Source organism: Nonomuraea phyllanthi (assembly GCF_006334985.2).
Classification (GTDB): domain Bacteria; phylum Actinomycetota; class Actinomycetes; order Streptosporangiales; family Streptosporangiaceae; genus Nonomuraea; species Nonomuraea phyllanthi.
Genome location: NZ_VDLX02000008.1, coordinates 102,108 through 124,672 on the forward strand (window position 1 = coordinate 102,108; position 22,565 = coordinate 124,672).

Genomic DNA, 22,565 nt, shown 5'->3' on the forward strand with positions numbered 1-22,565 from the left:
CTGGAAAGACCGTGGAGACCGCATGATCCGCAACCCCGTCCTGCCCGGATTCCACCCCGACCCGTCGATCGTGCGGGTGGGCGACGACTACTATTTGGCCACGTCCAGCTTCGAGTGGTATCCGGGCGTGCGCGTCCACCACTCGCGCGACCTGGTGCACTGGCGGCCGCTGGGCGGCATCCTGACCGAGCGCAGGCTGCTCGACCTGTCCGGCGTGCCCGACTCCGGCGGCGTGTGGGCGCCCGACCTGACCTACCACGACGGGCTGTTCCACCTGGTGTACGGCGTGATGGACAACTACGCCCTCGGCTACAAGGACGTCGCCAACCACCTGATCACCGCGCCCTCGATCGAGGGGCCCTGGTCGGACCCGGTGCGGCTGCCCGGCCGCGGCTTCGACGCCTCCCTCTACCACGAGGACGGCCGGAGCTGGCTGCTCAGCATGGTCTTCGACTCCCGGCCCGGACGCGGGTTCGCCGGGATCGAGATGCGCTCCCTCGACGGCGGCAAGCCCGAGCTCATCCTGCCCGACCGGGAGGTCACCGAGGGGCCGCACCTCTACCGGATCGGCGGCTGGTACTACCTCATGGTGGCCGAGGGCGGCACCGGCTACCAGCACCAGGTCACGGTGCTGCGGTCGCGCTCGATGTCCGGGCCGTTCGAGGAGGACCCGGCGGGGCCGATGCTCACCTCGCGGCACGACCCCGGCCTGGAGCTGCAGAAGGCGGGTCACGGCTGCCTGGTCGAGACCCAGACGGGGGAGTGGTATCTCGCGCACCTGGCGGCCCGGCCGTACCACAACCGGGCCTGCGTGCTGGGGCGCGAGACGGCGATCCAGCGGGTGGTCTGGGAGGACGGCTGGCCGCGCGTGGCGGGCGGCGTGCCCGCCGTCGAGGTGGCGCCGCCCGCGCTGCCCGCCTGCCCGTGGCCGGCGGACGAGGACTCCGGCGGGATCGACGGCGGGCTCGGGGCGCGCTGGAGCACGCTGCGGCGGCCCGCCAGCCCCGACTGGGTCGTGGCCGCCCGCGACGGCCTCACCATCAAGGGCGGCCAGTCCCCGTACGGCCTGCGCAGCCCGAGCCTGGTCGCCCGCCCGGTCACGGCGCGGACGTGCTCCCTGGAGGCGGTCGTGCGGTTCGAGCCGGACGGCGTGCACCAGTCGGCGGGCATCACCGCCTACTACAACTCCCGCAACTGGCACTACCTCGCCCTCACCTCCGACGGCCTGGTGCTGACCACCAGCGACCGGGGCACCCGCACCGAGCACCTGCTCGGGCCCGCCGGGCCGGAGGCCAGGCTGCGGGTGGAGCTGGACGGGCCGGTCGTGCGCTTCAACCACGGCCCCGAGCTGGACGCCACGATCCTGTCGGACGAGCACGCCGACGAGCGCGTCGACGGTCACATCCGCTCGTTCGGCTTCACCGGCGCGTTCGTCGGGCTCTGGGTGCAGGACCTGGCGGGGGAGGGCGGTACGGCCCGCTTCGAGCAGATCAGATACACCGCGTGACGTCAGCGCACCTCGCGGTCCTTGGTCATCCGCTCGGAGGTGGCGGCCGTGGCCACGTCGCGGGGGTAGGCCTGCCGCCCGTGCAGCACCATGACCGCGTTCGCCACCAGCGGGACCAGCATGATGAGGAACGCGTACCGCAACCCTTCCGCGCTGTTCGGCCCGCTCGGGCCGAGCACGTCGGCCACGACGCCGAAGGTCACGGGGGCGACGGCCTCCGCGCCCATGCGCAGGAACGTGCGCACGCTCTCGGCGCGCCCCCACAGGCGTGAGTGCACGACGTCGAGCCGGGCGGCGTCGAGCGGCGGGTTGGCCGCCGTCAGCGAGCCGGCCGCGACGAACAGGAACGGCAGCGCGATCGCGACCGACGTGGTCAGCATCGCGGGGGCGAAGAAGACGGCTCCTGCGAGGTAGGCGACGCCGGGCACCACCATGCGGGCGCTGATGCGCCCGCGGCGGGCCAGCCGGTCGGCGATCCGGCCGCCGCTCAGCACGCCCAGCAGGGCGCCGAGACCGAGGACCGGGGCCAGGGCCGTGATCGCGGCCTGGCCCAGCCCGTACTGCTGGTGGACGAAGACGACGGTGAAGGTCCGCAGCCCGGCGAAGAAGAAGTAGCCGACGGCCGAGGCGATGATCAGGATGAGGTTCGTGCGGATGCGCAGCACGTACCTGGCCGCCTGGCCCAGGGACATCCGCACGGGGTCGCGGCGCAGCACCATCGACTCGTCGGGTTCGATGCCGTGGGCCCGCACCGCCGCGCGCGCCACGTCGTCCTGGTCACGCGCGCTCCCGCCGTCGCCCCGGCCGCCGCCGCCCCGCCTCCCGCGGCGCGGTCTCCTCGCCAGCACGGGCGCTCCCGGCGGCAGCCGGCTCTGGCCGCCGCGCGCGGGCTCGGGCAGCTTCCGTACGAGGACGACGATGAACGCCAGCCCCAGCAGCGCGAGGAACCAGAACGCCGACCGCCACGACAGGAGGTGCGCGAGATTGCCGCCCACCAGCAGCCCGAACCCGGCCCCGATCATCTCGCCGCTGAGGATGAAGCCGTAGATGCGGCCCCGCTCGGCGGTCGGGAAGAAGTCGCCGACCAGCGAGGCCACCGTGGGCCCCGCGGCGGCCGTCGCGGCGCCGAGGGCGATCCGCGACAGCAGCAGCCACTCGAAGGAGCCGGCCGCGCTGCCGGCCAGCATGGCCACGCTCCACACGGCGATGCTGATCGCCAGGATCCGCACCCGCCTGAACCGGTCGGTCAGCACGCCGAAGGGCAGCACCGCCAGGGCCCCCGCCGCCGAGGACACGGCGGTCAGCGAGCCCAGCTCGGTGGTGGAGATGCGCAGGGAGCTCATGATCTCCGGCCCCACCGCGCCGACGGTCGCCTGGTCGGCCGCGACCAGCGCGAGAACGGCGGCCAGGATCGCGATCACCTGGAAGCGCGCCGGCCCGCCCACCATGACCAGCATCCGCCGCCTGACCCGCCCCGCCACCACCTGCGCAGGGCCGCGCCGACCGGCCCGGCGCGCCGCCGCCCGCGCCGGCCCGCGCCGCCTGCCTCCCCGATTCGCGGACATCGACCCCCTCTTCCCCCTGCTTCTATGCCCGCGAGGAGAAGCCGGATAGGCCCAGGTCAGTACGGTTGCCGCAAGGGATCACCCGGGCTGGAGGGCGTAGGCGACCGCGCGGTCGAGCCCGAGCCTGGCCCCGTGGCGGAACGCCGACGTGAACGCCGGCTTCCCCAGAGCCAGCCGGGCCTGCCGCGTGCACTGCTCGTGCCCGGAGGCGTGGTAGCACAGCCGTTCGGGCGCGGCGCCGGCCGCCTGCCACAGGGCGTGCGCCGCGCCCAGCAGCGCGGCGGCCCGCTCGTACCCGCCGCGGGCGCACGCCGTCCAGGCCAGCACCTCCAGGCACTGCACCAGGCACCATCGGTCCCGGCTCCGCCCCGTGAACTCGGTGGCGGCCGTCACCAGCGTCTCGGCCTGCGGGAAGTCGCCCAGATTCCACAGCGCCATCCCGACCGCCAGCTGGGCGTAGGCGCGGGAGACCTGGGCGTGGTGCGTCTCGCACAGCCGCAGCAGCTCCTCGCCGAACTCCACGGCCAGCCGGGGATCCACGACCGAGCCGTACGCCGCCGCGAAGTAGAGGGTGAACAGCACGCCGTCCATGTCGTCCAGGGCCCGGTGCAGGGCGAGCGACTCCCGCAGCAGCGCGAGCCCGCGCCGGTTGTCGCCGCTGGAGAAGGCGGCCACGCCCGCGGTCCTGATGGCGTACGGCAGGACGTCCTCGTAGCCGGCCCGGCCGGCGATGGCCTGGCACTCCTTCAGCCGGGGCAGCGCCGCGGCGAGGTCGCCCTGGCGCAGGGCCAGCATGCTGTGCACCCACAGCGCCGTCGCCCGCGCCCGGCCCGGCTCCGGCACCAGCTCCAGGCCGCGCTCCAGCCAGTAGCGGCCCTCGGTCAGCGAGCCGGCCTGCAGCCAGAAGCACCACAGCGCCGACGCGGCGGCCAGCTCGACGGGGGCCAGCGCGGGATCGCCCAGGCACGTCTCCAGCGCGACCCGCACGTTCGGCAGCTCGACCTGCAGGAACCGGTAGCGCTCCAGCTGGTCGTGGACCAGCCGGTCGCAGCGGTAGGCCTCGACCAGCTCCCGGTAGTGGCGGACGTAGCGCCGGCGCAGCCGCCCCAGCTCGGCGGGCCGCAGCTGGTCGCAGCCGTACGCGCGCAGGCTCTCGGGCATGCGGTAGCGGGAGCCGTAGCGGACCAGGACCGACTTGTCCACCAGCCCGGCCAGCAGGTCGAGCACGTCGAGCCGGTCGATGCCGTCGCCCGAGCACACGGTCTCGGCGGTGTCCAGGTCCACCCCGCCGGTGAACATCGACAGCCGGGACCACAGCCGCCGCTCGCCGGGCGAGCACAGGCGAAAGCTCCAGTCCATGGTCGCGCGGAGCGTCCGGTGGCGGGGCAGCACGGTGGGGGCGCGGGCGGCCAGCATGTCGAAGCGTTCGTCCAGCTCGCGTACGAGCTGGTCGAGAGGGACGGTGCGCAGCCGGACGGCGGCCAGCTCGATGGCCAGCGGGATGCCCTCCAGGCGCTGCACCAGCCGCGTCACGCAGCCCAGGTTGCCCGCGGTCAGCCGGAAGCCGGGCACGACGCCCGCCGCGCGCTCCACGAACAGGCGGACCGAGTCGTGCCGGGCGACCTCCCGGGTCCTCGGAGCCGTCGCGGCCGCGGCGAGCTCTCCCGGCGCGCGCCCGGCCGCGGGCACCTCTCCTGGCGCGGCGCCGGGGATCTCCCGCGGGCCGCAGGGCACCGACAGCGGCGGGACCGTCAGCACCTGCTCGCCGTACACGCCCAGCGTGCGCTGGCTCGTCACGATGACCCGCAGCCGGGGCGCCGCGTGCAGCAGCCGGTCCACGAAGCGCGCGCAGACGTCGCTCAGATGCTCGCAGCTGTCGAGGACCAGCAGCATGCGCCTGCCGGCCAGGTGCTCCTCCAGCACGCCCATGGGGTCGGGGCGGGCGTCGCGCAGCCCCAGGGCGGCGGCGACCGCGGGCTCCAGCAGGTCTCCGGTCTCCAGGGCGGCCAGCTCGACCACCTCGACGCCGTCGCGGTAGTGCGGGCGCAGCTGCTCCGCGAGCCTGAGGGCCAGCCGGGTCTTGCCCACGCCGCCCGTACCGGTCAGGGTGAGCAGGCGCGTTCTGGACAGCGCTTTTCGCGCCGCGGAAAGCTCATGCCTCCGCCCGACGAATGTTGATTTATCCATCAAAAGCGTCATGAGGAGCTTCCCGCAATATGCCGTCCCTTCTCCACACCCCAGGTTATTCCTGGCACGTATCCCCAGGCTGCCGGTCAGGACGTGCTGGAGCAGCGCGTTTCCACGTCCGGGTCAACGGCTTTCCGCGCTCGGCCCCGCCCTGTCAAGAAATGCCTGAAATGTCGGGCCGATTGCGAAGGATGCGCAAAAGCCGGTTCAAGGGTGCTGAGCTCGCCCGCCCACCGCCGAGCCGCGCCCGCTCGCACCCGAGCCGCGCCCGGTGGCCGGATCGCCTCAGAACGACCAGAACTCGCGGACGTTGCCCTTGTTGGCCACCTTGACCGGCACGGCCACCGTCGTCGGGATGATCTGGTGCCTGGCGGCCTTGATGGCGTCGTTCACGGCCCTCCACCCGAGCACGCGGGGCAGCTGGGCGACGGTGGCGGCCATCGTGCCCGCGCGCACCGCCCGGAGCCCGCTCGGGGTGCCGTCGTAGCCGACGACCTTGACGTGGGTGCCCGCGCGGGGCCCGAGCGCCTGGACGGCGCCCAGCGCCATCTCGTCGTTCTCGGCGAACACGCCGTCGATGCCCGGGTGGGAGCGGAGCAGCCGCGTCATGGCCTCGACGCCCTTGGCCCGGTTGAAGTCGGCCCGCTGCCGGGCGACGACCTTGATCTCCGGGTACGCGGCGATGGCCTCGGTGAAGCCCTTGCCGCGCAGGCGGGAGGCCGAGGTGCCCGCGGTGCCCTGGAGCACGACCACCTCGCCCTTACCGCCGATCTGCCTGGCGAGCTCCTGGGCGCCGAGCCGGCCCCCGGCCAGGTTGTCGGAGGTGAGGGTCTGCGTCACGCCGGCGCCCGAGATGCTGCGGTCGGCGGCGATCACCGGGATGCCGGCCCGCGCCGCGGCCCGGATCGCCGGTCCCAGCCCGCCGGAGCCCACCGGGTTGACGATGATCGCCTTCATGTGACGGCCGGTGAAGCCCTGGATCTGACCGGCCTGCCGGGCGGCGTCGTTGGCGGCGTCGGTGACGGTCAGCCTGGCCCCGGAGTTCAGGGCCGCCGCCTCGGCCGCGTCGCGGAACTGCATGAAGTACGGGTTGCTCATCGTCGACACCGTCATGCCGATCGTGAGCTGCCCCGAGGAATCGCCGCTGGCGGGAGCTCCGCAGGCGGCCGTCCCGAACAGGGCACCGGCCAGGGCGATCGCGAGAATTCGCATGGTCATTCTTCTCACTGGTACGTCGCCCCGCTGCACCGGGGCGAGCCGACGGCCGCGAACGCGGCCATCGCGGGCGGCCGCCGCTCCCCGAGGGCGGACCCGAAATCCCTGGTGAGAGTCTATGTGATGAACCTCACCGTGCCGAACCGCGAACGCGGCCGCCCCGGCCACGGCCGGCGCCGGAGAAGATCAGCGCAGGGGGTCGAACTCGTGCAGGGCGGCGGGCCGCTTGCCCGTGGTGATCTGCTCGGCCAGCAGCCGCCCCGTGGCCGGGCCGTGGGCCAGGCCCCACATGCCGTGCCCGCCCGCGACGAAGACACCCGGCTCGCGGACCGCGCCGACCAGCGGGCGGCCGTCGGGCGTGACCGGCCGGGGGCCGACCCACACGTCGGTGCGCTCCTCCCAGCGGACCCCGTCCAGCAGCGGGCGGGCCGAGGCGATGATCGCCTCCAGCCGGGCCGGGACGCGGGGCGCGTCGGGGTCGCGGAACTCCATGGTGCCCGCCACGCGCAGCCCGCCGCGGTAGGGCGTGCACGCCACCCGGACGTCCGGCAGGTAGATCGGGCCGGGCACGGGACGGTCCACGGGGACGGTGAAGGAGTAGCCGCGGCCGGCCCGTACGGGGACCCGCACCCCCCAGCGGCTCGCCAGCCTCGGCAGCCACGCGCCGGTCGCCAGCACCACCGCGTCGGCCGACAGCATCGTGCCGTTGCGGGAGAGCACGATGACCTTCCTGTCGTCGGTGCGCACCTCGGAGACCTCGAAGGCGTACAGGGTGGCGCCCCTCGCCATGACCGACCTGCCCAGCGCGTGAACGAAGCGGCCGGGGTCGACGTAGCGCTGCCCGTCGATCCGCACGCCGGCGGTCAGGGCGCCGGAGGCCAGCGGCACGTGCTCGGCCAGCGCCGCCCCGTCCAGCGCGGCATGGTCGACATGCTGCCCGGCGTCGGCCAGCCTGCGCAGCTCGCGCAGCAGGCCCTGCGCCTGCCGGGGCGTGCGGAAGGCCGCGGTGATCGGCGCGGGGACGACCGGCGCCTCCACGCCGCTGCCCGCGAGCACCTCGTACGCCTCGACGCTCTCCTCGTTGAGCGGCAGGTTCGCGCGCACCGCCCGGGTCCACGAGGACCACCGGCAATTGGCGGCGAACCGGGCCAGGAACGCCCACAACCCCGGATCGACGCTCGCGGGCACGTGCAGCGGCGCGGACGGGCTGACCAGCGAGCGCAGGCCGTAGCGCAGCACGGACGGCTCGTTGAGCGGGATGGCCAGGCCGGGCGCGACCCACCCGGCGTTGCCCCACGACGCGCCCGCCGCCACGCCGCCGCGGTCGACCACGTGGACCTCGACGCCGCGTTCCTGCAGGAACCACGCGGTCGACAGGCCCACGATGCCGGCGCCCACCACGATCACCGTTCGCGGCCACTCGTTGACCATGATCCACCTCCGTATCCGGACGAAATGCTCGGCAATCGATGCCAGCATGTCCCGTGCGGTGGACTGGAGCGTTGTACGCGGCCCACAATCGCGACGCCGCGGTTGTCGGCTCCCGACAACGTCACTCCTCCTCGGCCGCCAGCCCGATGATCATGGCCAGGCGCTTGCGGGCGTCGTCCAGGCCGAGGGGCGTGAGCCGGCTCATCGCGCGCAGCCGGTTACGGACGGTGTTGGGGTGCACGCGCAGCCGCTCCGCCGCGGCGGCCAGATCGCCCTGCGCCTCCAGCCACGCCCGCAGCGTGGCGACGTAGTGGGTGGCGTGCTCGGCGTCGTGCTTGCGCAGCACGCTCACCGGCCCGCGCGCGGGCGTCCGTCCGGCGCGCGCCGCCGCGCGCAGGCGGCGCAGCAGGATGTCGTCCCAGGACTCGTCGTACGCGGGCGGCACGGCCCCGGGCGGGCCCGCCTCGTACAGCGCCAGGCACTCGTCGGCCTCCTGCCTCCCGGCCGGCAGCTCCGCCGTGTGGGCCGGCGCGCCGATGCCGGCCGTGATCCGCACCCCTGACGGCAGCGCCGCGCCCAGCGCGGTCACCCACTCGCGCGCCGGCGCGGCCGGCTCGCCCGGCAGGATCGTGTAGAGCGTGTTGCCCAGGAGCGTGCTCCTGCCGGGCCTCGACCAGCCGAAACCGGTGGTGGCCCGGTCGAAGGCCAGCAGGAGCGCGGGCCTGCCGCTCGGCGGCGGTGTGCGCGCGGACCGCGATGACCCGCATCGCGCCCGGAGGCAGCCCCAGCCGGCTCACCACCGTCCCGGCGTCGGCGCTGCCCTCCAGCAGCCGGATCACCAGGTCCGACTCCACCTGCCGCTCCAGGTCCGCGCTCGCCCGGGAACGCAGCAGGTGCAGCGCCACCGTACGGGCGCCGTCCTCCAGCGCGGCGCGCCGCGCCCCGGCCAGCGGCTCGGGACAGGTCACCCACACCGTGCCCAGCAGCTCCCGGCCCGCCCGCACCGCCACCGCCATCCGCCCCGCCAGGCCGTGCCGCGGATCCGGCTCGACGAAGATCGGCTCGTCCGACGCCGCCAGCCGGGCGAACACCCCCCGCTCCCGGAACACCTCGCGCAGCCGCTCGGGCACCTGCCGGGCCAGGATCGTCTCCAGCCGGGCCGGGTCGCCGGCCTCCTGCGACCGCGAGTACGCCAGCACCCGCGACAGCCGGTCCTCGATGGTGACCGCGCCGCCGATCACGTCCGCCAGGCTGTCGGCCAGCCCGAACAGGTCCGTGGGGCCCCGCCCCGACTCGGTCTCCCTGCCCTCCAGCACCAGCCCGTAGACGACGCCGGCGAGCTGGCTCCACGACACCGCGGGATCCACCAGCAGCACCGCCACGCCCTCGCTCTCGCCGGCCAGGGACGCCTCGCGCTCCGCCTCGGGGACCGCGCGCACCAGCACCGCCGCCGCGCGGGCCTCGACCGCCCACCGCACGGCCTCCCCGACCGACGCGGCGCCGACGGCCAGGAGCACGTCGCCGACGACCCCGGCGTCGGTGGGATCCGGCATGGCCACGCTGCGCAACCGCGCCGACCGCGCCTCCGGCCGGCCGCACAGCCGCACCCCGTATCCGCCCAGCACGTTGACCAGGCGATCCAACCTGATCACCGGCACCTCCTTCGCGCACCCGGCGGTTCCCCGCGGCTCCTGGCGGCTTCTCGCGCACCGTCGCGGGATTCGCACGTCTTTGGTGAGCCCTCGCCGGGGCTCGTACGCTTTCGCCTCCCTTTGACCCTTATTCCCCATGAATTCTTGCGCCTCGTGGGCGTCCTTCGCCCTTGGGGGAGGGCGAAGGACATCCGGCTCCACCGGCCTGTTCAGGCGGCTTCGTAGCGGCGCTGGCACTTGATGCAGTAGCGGGCCAGCGGCCGGACCTTCAGCCGCTCGAACGGGATGCCCGCCGAGCAGTCGGCGCAGAGGCCGTAGGTGCCGTCCGCCAGCCGCTCCAGCGCCTTGGTCAGCTCGGCGATGGCGCGGTCGGCGGCGGTGAGCGAGACGAGCAGCTCCTGCCAGGTGTCGTCGGCGCCGCTGCCCTCCTGCGCCTCGGCCCGCAGGCCGAGGATGTGACGGCTGCGCCGCTCCAGCTGGTCCTGGAGGTCCTGGCGCAGGGACTGCAGCTGCACGCTGCTGAGGTGCGGGGTGTCGCGTGGGTCGGTCATGATCAGATCCCTTTCTCGAACGAACGATGGGACGTCGGCAGGGCACGGCTCCACGGCCGCGCCGGTCTGTATGGCTGGGGTCGGCTTGGGCCGGCTGGGGTCGGCTGGGGTCGGCTGGGGTCGGCCTGGATCGGCTGGGGTCGGACCGGTCACACGCCGTGGCACCTGGGCGCGTGACCGCGTCCCGGGGCGTCCCGGCCGCGCGCTCGCGTGCCGGGACGACCGGTGTGCCACGGCATGCCGCCGGGAGCTCCTGGCGCACGGGCATGGGGGCCGGGACACCTCGGCGTCCGTGCCGGGACATCCCGTCCGGGGCGGAACGTCTCGGCGTCCCGGCCACCACGTCCTGGCGGCAGGTCGCCCAGCAGCCGGTCGCCTGGCGCTCGGGTGCCTAAGCGCCCGGGTACCTGGCGGCCGGTTGCCCAGCGCCCGGTTGCCCGGTAGCCGGTTGCTCGGCGGCCGGTCGGCTCAGCGACCCTGTGCCGTGACGCGGCCGGCCAGGGCCGGTTGCAGGCACAGGCGGGTCAGGCCGCGGATGGTCGCGTGCTGCGGCTCGGGCGTCGCGCTGACCGGGATGCGTAGCACGGCGCGCAGGCGCTGCAGCAGTTGTTCCTGCTGGGCGCCCCCGCCGGTGACGGTCAGCCCGTTCTCGCGCGCCGCCGGGCGCAGGTGCTCGGGTAAACGGCGCAGCAGCGCGGCCGTCATGTCGACGACCCCCTCCATCGCGTACGGCAGCAGCCCGGTGCCGGTCGTGGCGCTGAGCTGCAGGGCGGCGGCGTCCACGACGACACCGCCGCGGACGGCGACGGCCTCGACGATGCCCGCCCCGACATCCAGCAGCAGGTACGGCCGGGGGTCGGCGATGTCCAGCCCGGCGCCGACGGCCGCGGCCAGCGGCGCCTCCACCAGCGTCGCCTCGCACCCGGCCGCCTCGGAGACCGCGGTGCTGAGGGCCCGCCGGTCGCTCGCCGTCGCCGCCACGGGCACGCCGGTCAGGACCCGCTCCAGCGGCCATGCCCCTGACAGCTGGGCGTCCCGCAGGACGAGATGGACGAGCCGCAGGCAGGCGCCCGGGTCGGCGACCATGCCGTGCCGGATGGGCCGCACCTGTGCGGACGTTCCGTCCGGCCCGGAACCGACGGCCGACGCGGAACCGACGGCCGACGGGCGGTCGGCGATGGCGAACCCGCCCGACGACAGCGACCGGGTGCGCGCGGTGCCCAGGTCGAGCGCCACGTACGCCTGGCGGGTGTCGCGACCCGCCGTGGCATGTCGTACGCCCGAGGGCGTGGTGGCGGCGGTGGGCCGCGGGGCGGTGTTCATGCCGCCGCCCCGAGGGTAGTGTGCGGCGCGCACGGCGGGTGCCTCAGCTCCTCCTGCCGTGCCGCGTGCCGCTCGTGAGGCTGTGGGTTCGTGTGGACTGATCTGACGTCGGCCATGACGGTGATCGGCTCCTTGCTCTGGTGTCGTTGACAAGGGGGCGCACCCGGTTCACTCCGGGTGGTCGGCCAAGGCCCTTTCTCCAGCCGCGCCGCGCGACGCGAGCGGGACCGCGCGGCGCGGCCAGGCGGGCGCCGCCCCGGCACGACGGACGGACGCGGCGGAAGCGACGGTGGTTCCTGCCGCGCCGTACTGGCGTGCGGAAACGACGGCGGTTCCGCCCGCGCGGGAGCGGGGGGAAACGACGGCGGTTCCGGGTGCGGTGGAGACGGTGGCGCTCCCACCCGTGCCAGGCGGCCGCGTGCCCAGGGCGACGACCCTCTCAGCCGCGCCGGGTGGGTGCGGTCGAGGTGGCGGTCCGGGCCGTGCCAGGAGGGCGCGGCCGGGACGGCGGTGAAGTCCGTCGTGCCGGGGCGTGGCCAGGGCGCGTCTCCAGGCCGTGCCCGCGCGGGCACGACGCCGGCAACCCCCGCACCAGGATGGGGCGGGCGTGCGAAGCCGGGCCCGGTGGTGTGCGAGCGGGCGGCTGGAGGCAGCGGGCGGGAAGGGCGTCGGTCAGATCAGCGGGGGGCTGCGCGATCCCGCCGTGCGGTGGGCGAGCTGCTGCGGATCGCGGACGTGCTCCGCGTCCAGACCGGGTGCGGGCAGCAGCGCCAGGTGGGCGGACGAGCTGTGCCGCGCGCCGCGCAGCGGCGGCCACAGCGACAGCACGTGGTGCTCCCGGGCGCTGCCGGCCTGCGGCGGCAGGGTCGACAGGTGCGCGTCCCACGCGCCGAGGCCCAAGGCATGACCGGAGGCGGGCGTCGGGCCCTGGTCGGCGTCCGCGCCGTTCCAGGCCCACGTCAGCGTGACCAGCAGCAAGGACAGCACGACCAGGCCCATCACGCCGGTACGCGCGATGGACCGGTGCGGTGTCTGCCACGGTCCCGTCATACGGCCGACCATAGCCCAGAAGATGGGAAAAGGCATGTACGCGCCATCGGCCGCTGCGCGGGGGTACGGTAGCCGCCAGTACCCATCACGCCCACGACGCGCCCGGCACCCGCACGTCCGGCATCCGTCCGGCTCGGTGGAGCCATCCCTTTCGCTCACCTTGGGTTACGATCCGCTTACACACGTGAGGAGGAGACATGCGCAGCAGAGTGCCTGCCGTCGTGCTCCTCCTGCTGTCCGCGTTCGCGTTCACCGGCGGCCACCAGTACGTCCATGAGCACGCCGTCCAAGCCGGGGCCGCCTGGTGGAGTGCCCCGGCCAGCACCGTGCAGCACCAGCAGGACCGGGCGCTGCCGAACGTGCAGCCGGTCCGCGGCCCGCAGGCGCTGCCGATGTGGGCGGCCGTCCTGCCGCCCGCCTGGGAGCCGGGCGAGACCATGCGGCGGGTCGTCGTCACGACCGCCTCCGCTCCCGCTCCACCGCCGGCCGGCCGCCGTCTGGCCCCGGCCCGCGCACCGCCCTCCACGACGCGCTGACGTCCTTTTTCCTTCTGACAGCCCGTGGAGGCTCTCATGTCACGTGCGCCCTTGTGGCGCGCGGTGGTGGCGTGTGTCCTTGTCGTCACCGCATCGCTGCTCACTTTCACCATGTCGCCGCGCCTGGGGCTCGACCTGCGCGGCGGCACCCAACTGGTCTTCGAAACCCGCGACTCCCCCATGGCCAAGGCCGACGCCGAGGCCACCGACCGTGCCCTCGACGTGCTGCGGCGCCGCGCCGACGCGCTCGGGGTGGTCGACCCGACCCTGGTCCGCTCCGGCGAGCGGCGCATCATCGTCGAACTGCCCGGCGTGCTCGACCCGCGCCAGGCCGCCCAGGTCATCGGCAAGACCGCCCAACTCGCCTTCCACCCGGTGCTCGGCCAGGCCACCGGCGACCCCTCGGAACAGCCCGAAGCCGGGCAGGGCTCCGGTCGAACCCCGGAACAGCCGGAAGCCGGACAGGGCTCCGGTCGAACCTCAGAGCAACCGGAAGCCGGCCAGACCCCGAGCCCGCGGGCCACCGGCGACGGCTCGAAGCAGTCCGGTGCCGATCTGGTTCTGGCCGACGAGTCGGGGCAGCGCCTGCGGCTCGGGCCTGCCATGGTCAGCGGTGACGGCGTGACCGACGCCGCCGCCGGCAGCGACCCCCAGATGGGACCGGGCTGGTTCGTCACCGTCGACTTCCGCGACGGCGCCGCCTGGCAGGAGCTGACCGGCTCGGCGGCCTGCCAGAGCCCCGGCGATCCCCGCCGCAGGGTCGCGATCGTGCTCGACAACGAGATCATCTCCTCGCCGCAGGTCGACCCGTCCGTGCCCTGCCGTACCGGCATCCCCGGCGGGTCCACGCAGATCACCGGCTCGTTCACGCACCAGGAGGCGCAGGACCTGGCCGTGCTGATCAAGGGCGGCGCGCTGCCCGTCCCGCTCACCCTGATCGAGCAGCGCACCGTCGGCCCGACCCTCGGCGCGCAGGCCATTGAGGCCAGCGCCCTGGCCGGTGTCGCGGGCGTGCTGGTCACGGCGCTGTTCGTGGTCATGGTCTACCGGCTCTCGGGGCTGCTCGCCACCGTCGCGCTGGCCGCGTACGGACTGCTCTCCTACGCCGCGCTGCTCGCACTCGGAGCCACGCTGACGCTGCCTGGCCTGGCCGGGTTCGTGCTGGCGATCGGCATGGCGGTCGACGCCAACGTGCTGGTGTTCGAGCGGGCCAGGGAGGAGTACGGCCGCGCCCCGCGCCGGGGCCTGCGCGCCGCACTGAACGGTGGCTTCAGGAACGCCTGGAGCGCCATCGCCGACTCCAACATCACCACGCTGCTGGCCGCCGGGCTGCTGTTCTGGCTGGCCTCGGGGCCGGTACGCGGCTTCGGCGTGACCCTGGCCATCGGCGTGATCGCCTCGCTGGTCTCGGCGATGCTCATCACCCGCGTCCTGACCGACATCGCATTCGTACGGGCCGGTCCGCGGTTGTCCGGGATCGCCGCCCAGGGCCGGGTACGCGCGTGGATCGACCGGCGCAAGCCGCGCCTGATGGTCCGTGGCCGGCTCTGGCTCGCGATCGCCGGCACGGTGGTGGTCGCCTCCGTCGCCGGGCTCGTCACCCACGGCATGAACTTCGGCGTCGAGTTCACCGGCGGCCGGATCGTCGAGTTCGCCGCCGCCAAGCCGGTGACCGCGGAGACGGCCAGGCAGGCGGTGACCGAGGCCGGGCACCAGGCAGCGCAGGTGAACACCTCCGGCACCCTCGTCTCCGTACGGACCGGGCAGATCAGCGCGGACGACGTGGTCGGCATCGAGCAAGCACTCGAGCGGCACGCCGGCGAGGTGACCAAGCAGCGCGACGAGCTGATCGGGCCGAGCCTCGGCGAGGAGCTGCGCCGCAACGCGCTCATCGCGCTGGGTGTGGCGCTGGCCGCGCAGCTGGCTTACCTGGCGGTGAGATTCCGGTGGACGTTCGGCGCCGCCGCGGTGCTCGCGCTCGTGGTGGACACCGCCGCCGTCGCCGGGCTGTTCGCCTGGCTGGACAAGCCCGTGGACGGCGTATTCCTGGCCGCGATGCTGACGATCATCGGGTACTCGATCAACGACAAGGTGGTGGTCTTCGACCGGGTGCGGGAGCTCTGGCAGGCCCGGCGGCAGGCCCGCCTCGCCGACGTGGTCGACGCGGCGATCCTGCAGACCGTGCCGCGTACCGTCAACACCGGGCTCGGCGCCCTTTTCATCCTCACCGCGCTGGCCGTCTTCGGCGGCGACACCCTGCGCGACTTCGCCATCGCGCTCATCGTCGGGATCGTGGTCGGCACGGCGTCGTCGGCGTTCGTGGCGGGGCCGCTCGCGATCCGGCTGGAGAGGTTCAGCAAGCAGCCCCCGCCCCGGCCTCCCGCGCCGCGCGAGCGCCGCCGCACCCGTGAGGGCTCGGGAGCCGTCGTGTAAGCCGTGGAGATGCGGGACCGTCCCGTACGAGCGGGATCGTCCCGTACGAGCGGAATCGCCGCGGGCAGGGGAGCGGCGGGCGACCAGGGCGCTCGCCGCTCAGCCCCCGGCCACGGCCGGAACCGGATCAAGCCATGCCGAAGCAGGCTTACGCTACCTGTATCGCTTGATCGGGAAGGAAACGGCAGACGTGGCATCTGTTCAGGGACCGGCTCCCCGCTACGACGGCCTCGCCGACTGGTACGACGACCTGACCGCCGCCTGGGCCGACGGCAACGGGGTCCACCTGCTCGACCTGCTCGGCCCCGGCACGGGCCTCTGCCTGGACCTCGGCTGCGGCACCGGGCAGAACCTCGGCACGCTGCGCGCCACCGGCCGCACGGTCGTGGGCCTCGACTACTCCGCCGACCAGCTCCGCCTGGCCGAGCGGCGCCGGGCCCCGGGCGAGCCGCTCATCAGGGGCGACGCCGCTGCGCTGCCGTTCGCCGACGCGACGTTCCCCACGGTCGTCACGGTCTGGCTGTCGACGGACGTCGACGACTTCACGAGTGTGGTCCGCGAGGCGGCCCGGGTGCTGCGGCCCGGCGGGACGCTGGTCTGCTACGGGGCGCACCCGTGCTTCACCGGCCCGCACACCGAGGACCTGCCCGACGGCGGCCGGGTCGTGCACCCCACCTACCGGACGCCGGGCTGGCACTCGTCCGCCCCCTGGTGGCGGGAGGACGGCGTCCGGCGGCGGCTCGGCATGCGGCACACGCCCCTCGCCGAGCTGCTCAACGCCTTCGTCTCGGCGGGCCTGGTGATCAGCCGTTTCCTGGAGCCGCCGGGCGGGCCGGTGCCCAGGGTGCTGGCGCTGCGGGCCGAGAAGCCGGCGGCCTGAGAGGTTAACCCGGACGTCCGGCCGGCGGTCAGGGCGGTGGCGGTGTTGACGATGGAGACGTGGCTGTAGGCCTGGGGGAAGTTGCCGATCTGGCGCCGCAGGGTGGTGTCGTACTCCTCGGCCAGCAGCCCGACGTCGTTGCGCAGGCCCAGCAGCCGCTCGAACAGCTCCCCTGCCTCGCGCCGCCGGCCGATCAGGGCCAGGGCGTCGGCCAGCCAGAACGAGCAGGCCAGGAAGGTGCCCTCGTCGCCGGGCAGCCCGTCGACGTTCTCGGCCTGGGGCCGGTAGCGCAGGACGAACCCGTCCTCGACCAGCTCCCGCTGCACGGCCTCGATCGTGCCGGCCACCCGCGGGTCGCCGGCAGGCAGGAAGCCGAGGCGGGGGATCAGCAGCAGGGCGGCGTCCAGGCCGGTCGAGCCGTAGTACTGCGTGAAGGTGTTGCGGCCGGCGTCGTACCCCCGGGTGCAGACGTCCTCGTGGATGCGGGCGCGCAGGGCGCGCCAGCGGTCGGCGGGGCCGTCGAGGCCGAAGTGCTCGACGGCGTGGATCATGCGGTCGGCGGCGACCCAGGCCAGGATCTTGGAGTGCACGAAGTGGCGCGGGGTGCCGCGGCTCTCCCACAGGCCGCTGTCGGGCCGCTCCCAGGCGCCTTCGAGGTAGTGCATCATGCCCTGCTGCAGGTCCCAGGCCTCGTACTCGACCGGCATGTTCGAGCGGCGGGCCAGGTCGAGGCAGTTCAGGGTCTCGCCGTAGATGTCGAGCTGGAACTGCGCGGCGGCGGCGTTGCCGATGCGCACGGGCCGCGAGCCCTCGTAGCCGGACAGCCAGCCGGGGCTCCACTCGGGGATGCGGCGGGCGCCTTCGACGGTGTACAGGACCTGCAGGTCGGCCGGGTGCCCGGCGACGGCGCGCAGCAGCCATTCGCGCCAGGCGCGCGCCTCGGCGTCGTAGCCGGCGGACATCAGCGCCTGCAGGGTGAAGCTGGCGTCGCGCAGCCAGCAGTAGCGGTAGTCCCAGTTGCGGGAGGAGCCCAGCCGCTCGGGCAGCGAGGTGGTGGGCGCCGCGACCATGCCGCCGGTCGGGGCGTAGATGAGGGCCTTGAGGGTGCGCAGGCTGGCGCGTACGGCCTCCTCATGGTGGCCGCGGTAGTGGCAGCGCCCGCTCCACTCGCGCCACAGCCGCTCGGTGTCGGCCAGCGCGGCCATCGGGTCGACCGGCTTCGGGCGCGGCAGCCACGACTGCCGCCACGTGAGCACGAACGGCACGCGCTCGCCCCGCCCGACCGTGAAGGACGCCGTGGTACGCCGGTGCTCCTCGTCCGGTCGCAGCTCGACGGGGGTGCACAGCCAGGCCGCGTCACCGCCCGCGACGGCGGCGAACCGGCCCTCGTCATGGCGCAGCCACGGGACGTTGCGCCCGTAGTCGAAGCGCAGCATCAGCTCCATGCGCATCTCGACCCGGCCGCGCACGCCCTCGACGATCCGCACGACGTCGGGAGCCTCGCCTCGGGGCGGCATGAACTCGACCACCCGTACGGCTCCGCCGCCGCACTCCCACGTGCTCTCCAGGATGAGCGTGCCCTCGCGGTAGCGGCGCGAGGTCGCGGCGTCCGCGCCGGCGGGGGCCAGCAGCCAGTGGCCCGAGTCCGGGCCTCCCACCAGGGCGGCGAAGCAGGAGGGGGAGTCGAAACGCGGCAGGCACAGCCAGTCGATCGAGCCGTTCCGGCCGACCAGCGCGGCGGTGTGCATGTCACCGATCAGTGCGTAGTCCTCGATCCGCATGTGCCGCTCACCTCCGTCGCTCACGGCTAGGCCACGCGGTGGCGTTCCGCGGCCGCGGCGCGCAGCTCCAGGCCGTGCCCGGGGCCGTCGGTACGGGGCCGCGCCAGCCCTCCCGAAGGATCGGCGGCCCCCTCGAACAGGCCGGACTCGATGCGCTGGTGGTCGTGGAACCACTCGATGTGGCGCAGGTTGGCCGTGGCGGCGGCGGCCGGAAGATGCAGGTTGGGGGCGCAGTGAGCGGAGACCTCCAGATTGTGCCCGGCGGCGACGGCCGCGGCGGCGAACCAGCCGGTGTAGCCACCGCACCGGGTGGCGTCGATCTGCAGGCAGTCCACGGCCCCCGCCTGGCACATGCGGGTGAAGTAGGCCAGGTCGCAGCCGTACTCGCCGGCCGTCACGTCGGGGACGCTCTGCTCGCGCACCAGCCGCAGGCCGGGCAGGTCGTCGGAGGAGACCGGCTCCTCGAACCAGGTCACGTCGTGCTCGCTCATCAGTTCGGCCATGCGGATGGCCTGCTTGGCGGTGTAGCCGCCGTTGGCGTCCACGTACAGCTCGGCGTCCGCGCCGATGACGCTCCGGCTCAGGGCCACGCGGTGCAGGTCGCGGGCGGGCCGCGTGCCGCCCGACTCGCCGATCTTGATCTTGACGCGGCCGATGCCCTGCCCGTGCACCCAGTGGCCGAGCTGCTCGGCGGTGGCGTCGTCGTCGTACGTGGTGAAGCCGCCCGACCCGTACAGCGGGACCTGCTCGCGCGCCGCGCCGAGGAGCCGGACCAGCGGCACGCCGAGCAGGCGCGCCTTGAGGTCCCACAGCGCCACGTCGACGGCCGAGACGGCGTACCCGGCGACGCCGGGCCGGCCGGCGTTGCGCACCTCGCGGACCATCCGGGCCCAGACGGCGGGGATGTCGGCGGCGCGGGCTCCGGTCACCGTCCCGGCGAGCGTGTCCGAGATCAGCGAGGCAGCGGCGGCCGGGGCGTACGTCCAGCCGGTCCCCGTCGTGCCCGCGGCCGTGACCGTGGCGACGACCAGCGTGGTGGCCGTCCAGGCGAAGGTCCCGTCGCCCTCCGGCCGGTCGGTCGGTATGCGGTAGGCCGCGGCGGCGACCCCCTCGATCTCGCTGTCGATCGCGTCGTGGGTCGCGCTCTGGGTCGCGCTGTGGCTCCTGCTCATCACCCTCCCGCCTCGCAGACCGGCAGGCGATTTGTGCTACCCCGCCCACGCTCCCCAAACGAAGGACGCATCCGCCCGGACAGGCCCAGGTTTACCGCCGTGCTGGCGGGCAGGGCCGCCAGGTACGACGCCAGTCCAGCTGAGGATGTGATCGCCGTGGGACAGACCGTGCGCCTTCCGGACCCGGTGCTCAGCCGGGGCGCAGAGCCGTACGTACGGGTCCGTGACCTGGAACGGGACCTGAAGGACCGCGTCGACGGCGAGGTCCGCTTCGATCCGGGAAGCCGCGGCACCTACTCCACGGACGGCTCCAACTACCGGCAGGTCCCGCTCGGCGTCGTGCTCCCCAGAACGGTCGAGGCGGGCGCCGAGGCGGTGGCGGTCTGCCGCGAGCACCAGGCGCCGATCACCTCGCGCGGCGGCGGCACCAGCCTGGCCGGCCAGACCTGCAACACCGCCGTGATCATCGACTGGTCCAAGTACTGCCACCGCCTCGTCTCGGTGGACGAGCAGGCGATGACGTGCGTGGTCGAGCCGGGCATCGTGCTGGACGAGCTCAACCGGCAGCTCGCGCCCGCGGGCCTGATGTTCGGGCCGCGCCCGGCCACCCACGGCCAGTGCACGCTCGGCGGCATGATCGGCAACAACTCCTGCGGCTCGACCGCCCAGGCGTTCGGCAAGACCGGCGACAACGTCGCCCGCCTGGAGGTCGTCACGTACGACGGGACGCGCATGTGGGTCGGCCCCACCAGCGAGGAGGAGTACGACCGCATCCTCGCGGAGGGCGGCCGCCGCGCCGACATCTACCGGCGGCTGCGCGAGATCGCCGGCCTGCACGCCGACGAGATCCGCCGCCGCTTCCCCGACATCCCGCGCCGGGTCTCCGGCTACAACCTGGACCAGCTGCTGCCCGGCGGCCCGTTCGACGTGGCCAGGGCGCTCGTCGGTTCCGAGGGCACGCTCGTCACCGTGCTGAGGGCCGAGCTGCGGCTCGTGCCGGTGCCCAAGGCCGAGGTCCTGCTGCTGCTGGGCTACCACGACATCATCACGGCCGCGGACGCCATACCGCGCATCGCCGCCCACCACCCGCTCCAGCTGGAAGGCGTCGACGACAAGCTCATCTCCTACGAACGCCACCTGCACATGCACCCCGACGCGCTGGCCCAGCTGCCCGAGGGCGGCGGCTGGCTCATGGTCTCCTTCGGCGGCGACAGCACGGAGGAGGCCGACCAGCGCGCCCGAGCCCTGATGGACGAGCTGCACGGCAGCGAGCACGAGCCGCACATCGCCCTCTTCGACGACGAGAAGGTGGAGGGCGAGCTGTGGGAGCTGCGCGAGGCGGGGCTCGGCGCCACCGCCCGCGTCCCTGACATGCCCGTGACCTGGGAGGGCTGGGAGGACTCCGCCGTCCCGCCGGAGCGTCTCGGCGGCTACCTGAGCGACCTGCGCGACCTGTTCGGCGAGTACGGGTACGACGAGGCCGCGCTGTACGGGCACTTCGGCCAGGGCTGCGTGCACACCCGCATCCCGTTCGACATGATCACCGCGGACGGCGTCGCCGCCTTCCACTCCTTCGTGCGCCGCGCCGCCGACCTGGTCGTCTCCTACGGCGGCTCCCTGTCAGGCGAGCACGGCGACGGCCAGGCCAGGGGCGAGCTGCTGCCCCTCATGTTCGGCCCCGAGATCATGGAGGCGTTCGGCCAGGTCAAGGCCGTGTTCGACCCCGGCGACCGGATGAACCCCGGCAAGATCGTGGCGCCGTACGGGGCCACCGAGAACCTGCGCCTGGGCAGCGAGTGGACCCCGGACGACCCGGACACGCGGTTCAGTTACCCGCAGGACCAGGGCAGCTTCCAGTGGGCGGTGATGCGCTGCGTCGGCGTCGGCAAGTGCCGCACCCACACGGGCGGCGTCATGTGCCCCTCCTACCGGGCGACCGGCGAGGAGGAGCACTCCACCCGCGGCCGGTCCAGGCTGCTGTTCGAGATGCTCAACGGCCACGCCGACACGCCCGTCACCGACGGCTGGCGCTCGACCGCCGTGCACGACGCGCTCGACCTGTGCCTGGCCTGCAAGGGCTGCAAGCACGACTGCCCGATGAGCGTGGACATGGCCACGTACAAGGCCGAGTTCCTCGACCACCACTACGCCGGACGGGTGCGCCCGGCCGCCCACTACAGCATGGGCTGGCTTCCGCTGTGGGCGCGCCTGGCCAGGCTGGCACCGGGCGCCGTCAACGCGCTCACCCACGCCCCCGGCCTGTCCGGGCTCATCAAACGGGCGGGCGGCATCGAGCCGCGCAGGGCGATGCCGTCGTTCGCCCGCGCCCGCTTCAGCGACTCCTACCGCCGCCGCGGCCCGCGCGGCACCGGCGAGCGCGGCGACGTGCTGCTGTGGCCCGACACGTTCACCGACAACCTGACCCCGCGCGTGGGCGTGGCAGCCGTACGGGTCCTGGAGGAGGCCGGCTACCGGGTGCTCGTCCCGCCGCGCACGCTGTGCTGCGGGCTCACCTGGATCTCGACCGGGCAGCTCGGCATCGCCCAGCGGGTGCTGCGCCGTACGCTGCGCACGCTCGCGCCGATCCTGCGGCGCGGCACCCCGATCGTCGGCCTGGAGCCCAGCTGCACGGCGGTCTTCCGCGACGACGCCCCGAACCTCCTCGGCCACGACCGCGACGCCGTCCGGCTGGCCGAGCAGACCGTGACGCTGGCCGAGCTGCTCACGCGCACCGACGGGTGGGAGCCGCCCCGCGTCGAGCGCGACGCCGTCTGCCAGCCGCACTGCCACCAGCACGCCGTGCTCGGCCACCAGGCCGACCAGGAGCTGCTGGAACGGGCCGGCGTACGGCTGCGCACCGTCAGCGGCTGCTGCGGCCTGGCCGGGGACTTCGGCTTCACCGCCGGGCACATGGACGTGTCGCTCGCCTGCGCGGAGCACGAGCTGCTGCCCGCCATCCGCGACGCGGACCCGGACACGCTGATCATGGCCGACGGCTTCAGCTGCCGTACCCAGATCGAGCACACCTGCCACGACCGCCGTCCCGTCCACCTGGCAGAAGTCCTGGCAGCGGGGCTGGAAACCGGATAAACCCGGACGTCAGGACCCCTCCCGGCGTTGCAGCCACACCCTGCCGGGCGAACGGGGTACGACTGGGAGGTGGAAGGACCCGAACGCGCCGGACGGCTCACCGCCGGCGCGTTCGGCCAGATCGGGGGACGAGGAGCACAGCACGTGGAGACGGCAGGCACAACACCGGCTCATCCGGGGCGGGCATGGACG

Annotated in this window: 15 protein-coding genes and 1 pseudogene; 5 read left to right on the top strand and 11 right to left on the bottom strand. The window is 74.2% G+C overall.

The window, feature by feature from the left end; translation table 11 throughout:
* The first annotated feature begins 22 nt into the window (after nt 1-22).
* On the top strand, nt 23-1,507 hold the full coding sequence (locus FH608_RS22165; protein WP_139632499.1) for a glycoside hydrolase family 43 protein: 1,485 nt from the start codon (nt 23-25) through the stop codon (nt 1,505-1,507).
* Nucleotides 1,508-1,509: 2 nt separating this feature from the next.
* Here the strand turns inward: FH608_RS22165 and FH608_RS22170 are convergent, their stop codons facing one another.
* From FH608_RS22170 to FH608_RS22205, 9 genes are all read right to left on the bottom strand, one after another.
* Nucleotides 1,510-3,072 (bottom strand): MFS transporter, encoded by a 1,563-nt coding sequence (locus FH608_RS22170; protein ID WP_226899768.1) that lies wholly within the window; start codon nt 3,070-3,072, stop codon nt 1,510-1,512.
* 78 nt (nt 3,073-3,150) lie between these two features.
* Nucleotides 3,151-5,271: an ATP-binding protein gene (locus FH608_RS22175; protein ID WP_139632500.1), complete on the bottom strand. Its 2,121-nt coding sequence runs from the start codon at nt 5,269-5,271 to the stop codon at nt 3,151-3,153.
* Nucleotides 5,272-5,544: 273 nt separating this feature from the next.
* Nucleotides 5,545-6,471 (bottom strand): substrate-binding domain-containing protein, encoded by a 927-nt coding sequence (locus FH608_RS22180; RefSeq protein ID WP_226899769.1) that lies wholly within the window; start codon nt 6,469-6,471, stop codon nt 5,545-5,547.
* Between the two features lie 189 nt (nt 6,472-6,660).
* Nucleotides 6,661-7,905, bottom strand: a complete 1,245-nt coding sequence (locus FH608_RS22185) for an NAD(P)/FAD-dependent oxidoreductase (RefSeq protein ID WP_139632502.1) — start codon at nt 7,903-7,905, stop codon at nt 6,661-6,663.
* 121 nt (nt 7,906-8,026) lie between these two features.
* Nucleotides 8,027-8,203 (bottom strand): helix-turn-helix domain-containing protein, encoded by a 177-nt coding sequence (locus FH608_RS54420; protein ID WP_394367697.1) that lies wholly within the window; start codon nt 8,201-8,203, stop codon nt 8,027-8,029.
* A complete protein-coding gene (locus FH608_RS54425; protein WP_394367702.1) occupies nt 8,124-9,557 on the bottom strand; it encodes a PucR family transcriptional regulator in 1,434 nt (477 codons plus the stop codon). Before FH608_RS54425 ends, FH608_RS54420 begins: the two co-directional genes overlap by 80 nt.
* A 209-nt stretch (nt 9,558-9,766) precedes the next feature.
* Nucleotides 9,767-10,108, bottom strand: a complete 342-nt coding sequence (locus FH608_RS22195; RefSeq protein ID WP_139632503.1) for a TraR/DksA family transcriptional regulator — start codon at nt 10,106-10,108, stop codon at nt 9,767-9,769.
* A gap of 468 nt (nt 10,109-10,576) precedes the next feature.
* Nucleotides 10,577-11,431 carry a rod shape-determining protein gene (locus FH608_RS22200; protein ID WP_139632504.1) on the bottom strand — a complete coding sequence of 285 codons (855 nt, stop codon included), beginning with the start codon at nt 11,429-11,431 and terminating at the stop codon, nt 10,577-10,579.
* Between the two features lie 672 nt (nt 11,432-12,103).
* A complete protein-coding gene (locus FH608_RS22205) occupies nt 12,104-12,481 on the bottom strand; it encodes a hypothetical protein (RefSeq protein WP_139632505.1) in 378 nt (125 codons plus the stop codon).
* A gap of 197 nt (nt 12,482-12,678) precedes the next feature.
* Between FH608_RS22205 and FH608_RS22210 the strand changes: the two genes are divergently transcribed.
* The 3 genes and pseudogenes from FH608_RS22210 to FH608_RS52875 form a co-directional block, all read left to right on the top strand.
* Nucleotides 12,679-13,017, top strand: coding sequence for a hypothetical protein (locus tag FH608_RS22210; protein ID WP_139632506.1), 339 nt, complete (start codon nt 12,679-12,681; stop codon nt 13,015-13,017).
* A 36-nt stretch (nt 13,018-13,053) separates the two neighbouring features.
* Nucleotides 13,054-15,450, top strand: a complete 2,397-nt coding sequence (gene secD / locus FH608_RS22215; protein ID WP_139632507.1) for a protein translocase subunit SecD — start codon at nt 13,054-13,056, stop codon at nt 15,448-15,450.
* 190 nt (nt 15,451-15,640) lie between these two features.
* A pseudogene (locus FH608_RS52875) lies at nt 15,641-16,042 on the top strand (class I SAM-dependent methyltransferase); the annotation flags it as partial.
* An 83-nt stretch (nt 16,043-16,125) separates the two neighbouring features.
* Here FH608_RS52875 and FH608_RS22225 read toward each other — a convergent pair.
* Both FH608_RS22225 and FH608_RS22230 read right to left on the bottom strand, forming a co-directional pair.
* Nucleotides 16,126-18,111, bottom strand: a complete 1,986-nt coding sequence (locus tag FH608_RS22225; RefSeq protein WP_226899770.1) for a glycoside hydrolase family 15 protein — start codon at nt 18,109-18,111, stop codon at nt 16,126-16,128.
* A 26-nt stretch (nt 18,112-18,137) separates the two neighbouring features.
* A complete protein-coding gene (locus FH608_RS22230) occupies nt 18,138-19,283 on the bottom strand; it encodes an enolase C-terminal domain-like protein (protein WP_139632509.1) in 1,146 nt (381 codons plus the stop codon).
* 156 nt (nt 19,284-19,439) lie between these two features.
* On the opposite strand from FH608_RS22230, the gene FH608_RS22235 reads away from it, so the two are divergent.
* Nucleotides 19,440-22,373: an FAD-binding and (Fe-S)-binding domain-containing protein gene (locus FH608_RS22235; RefSeq protein ID WP_139632510.1), complete on the top strand. Its 2,934-nt coding sequence runs from the start codon at nt 19,440-19,442 to the stop codon at nt 22,371-22,373.
* Nucleotides 22,374-22,565: the final 192 nt, after the last annotated feature.

Excerpts from the sequence above, each read along its gene's own strand:
- FH608_RS22165 (WP_139632499.1), top strand. The coding sequence starts at position 23 with ATGATCCGCAACCCCGTCCTGCCCGGATTCCACCCCGACCCGTCGATC.
- FH608_RS22170 (WP_226899768.1), bottom strand. The coding sequence starts at position 3,072 with ATGTCCGCGAATCGGGGAGGCAGGCGGCGCGGGCCGGCGCGGGCGGCG.
- FH608_RS22175 (WP_139632500.1), bottom strand. The coding sequence starts at position 5,271 with ATGACGCTTTTGATGGATAAATCAACATTCGTCGGGCGGAGGCATGAG.
- FH608_RS22180 (WP_226899769.1), bottom strand. The coding sequence starts at position 6,471 with ATGCGAATTCTCGCGATCGCCCTGGCCGGTGCCCTGTTCGGGACGGCC.
- FH608_RS22185 (WP_139632502.1), bottom strand. The coding sequence starts at position 7,905 with ATGGTCAACGAGTGGCCGCGAACGGTGATCGTGGTGGGCGCCGGCATC.
- FH608_RS22195 (WP_139632503.1), bottom strand. The coding sequence starts at position 10,108 with ATGACCGACCCACGCGACACCCCGCACCTCAGCAGCGTGCAGCTGCAG.
- FH608_RS22200 (WP_139632504.1), bottom strand. The coding sequence starts at position 11,431 with ATGAACACCGCCCCGCGGCCCACCGCCGCCACCACGCCCTCGGGCGTA.
- FH608_RS22205 (WP_139632505.1), bottom strand. The coding sequence starts at position 12,481 with ATGACGGGACCGTGGCAGACACCGCACCGGTCCATCGCGCGTACCGGC.
- FH608_RS22210 (WP_139632506.1), top strand. The coding sequence starts at position 12,679 with ATGCGCAGCAGAGTGCCTGCCGTCGTGCTCCTCCTGCTGTCCGCGTTC.
- secD (WP_139632507.1), top strand. The coding sequence starts at position 13,054 with ATGTCACGTGCGCCCTTGTGGCGCGCGGTGGTGGCGTGTGTCCTTGTC.
- FH608_RS22225 (WP_226899770.1), bottom strand. The coding sequence starts at position 18,111 with ATGCGGATCGAGGACTACGCACTGATCGGTGACATGCACACCGCCGCG.
- FH608_RS22230 (WP_139632509.1), bottom strand. The coding sequence starts at position 19,283 with ATGAGCAGGAGCCACAGCGCGACCCAGAGCGCGACCCACGACGCGATC.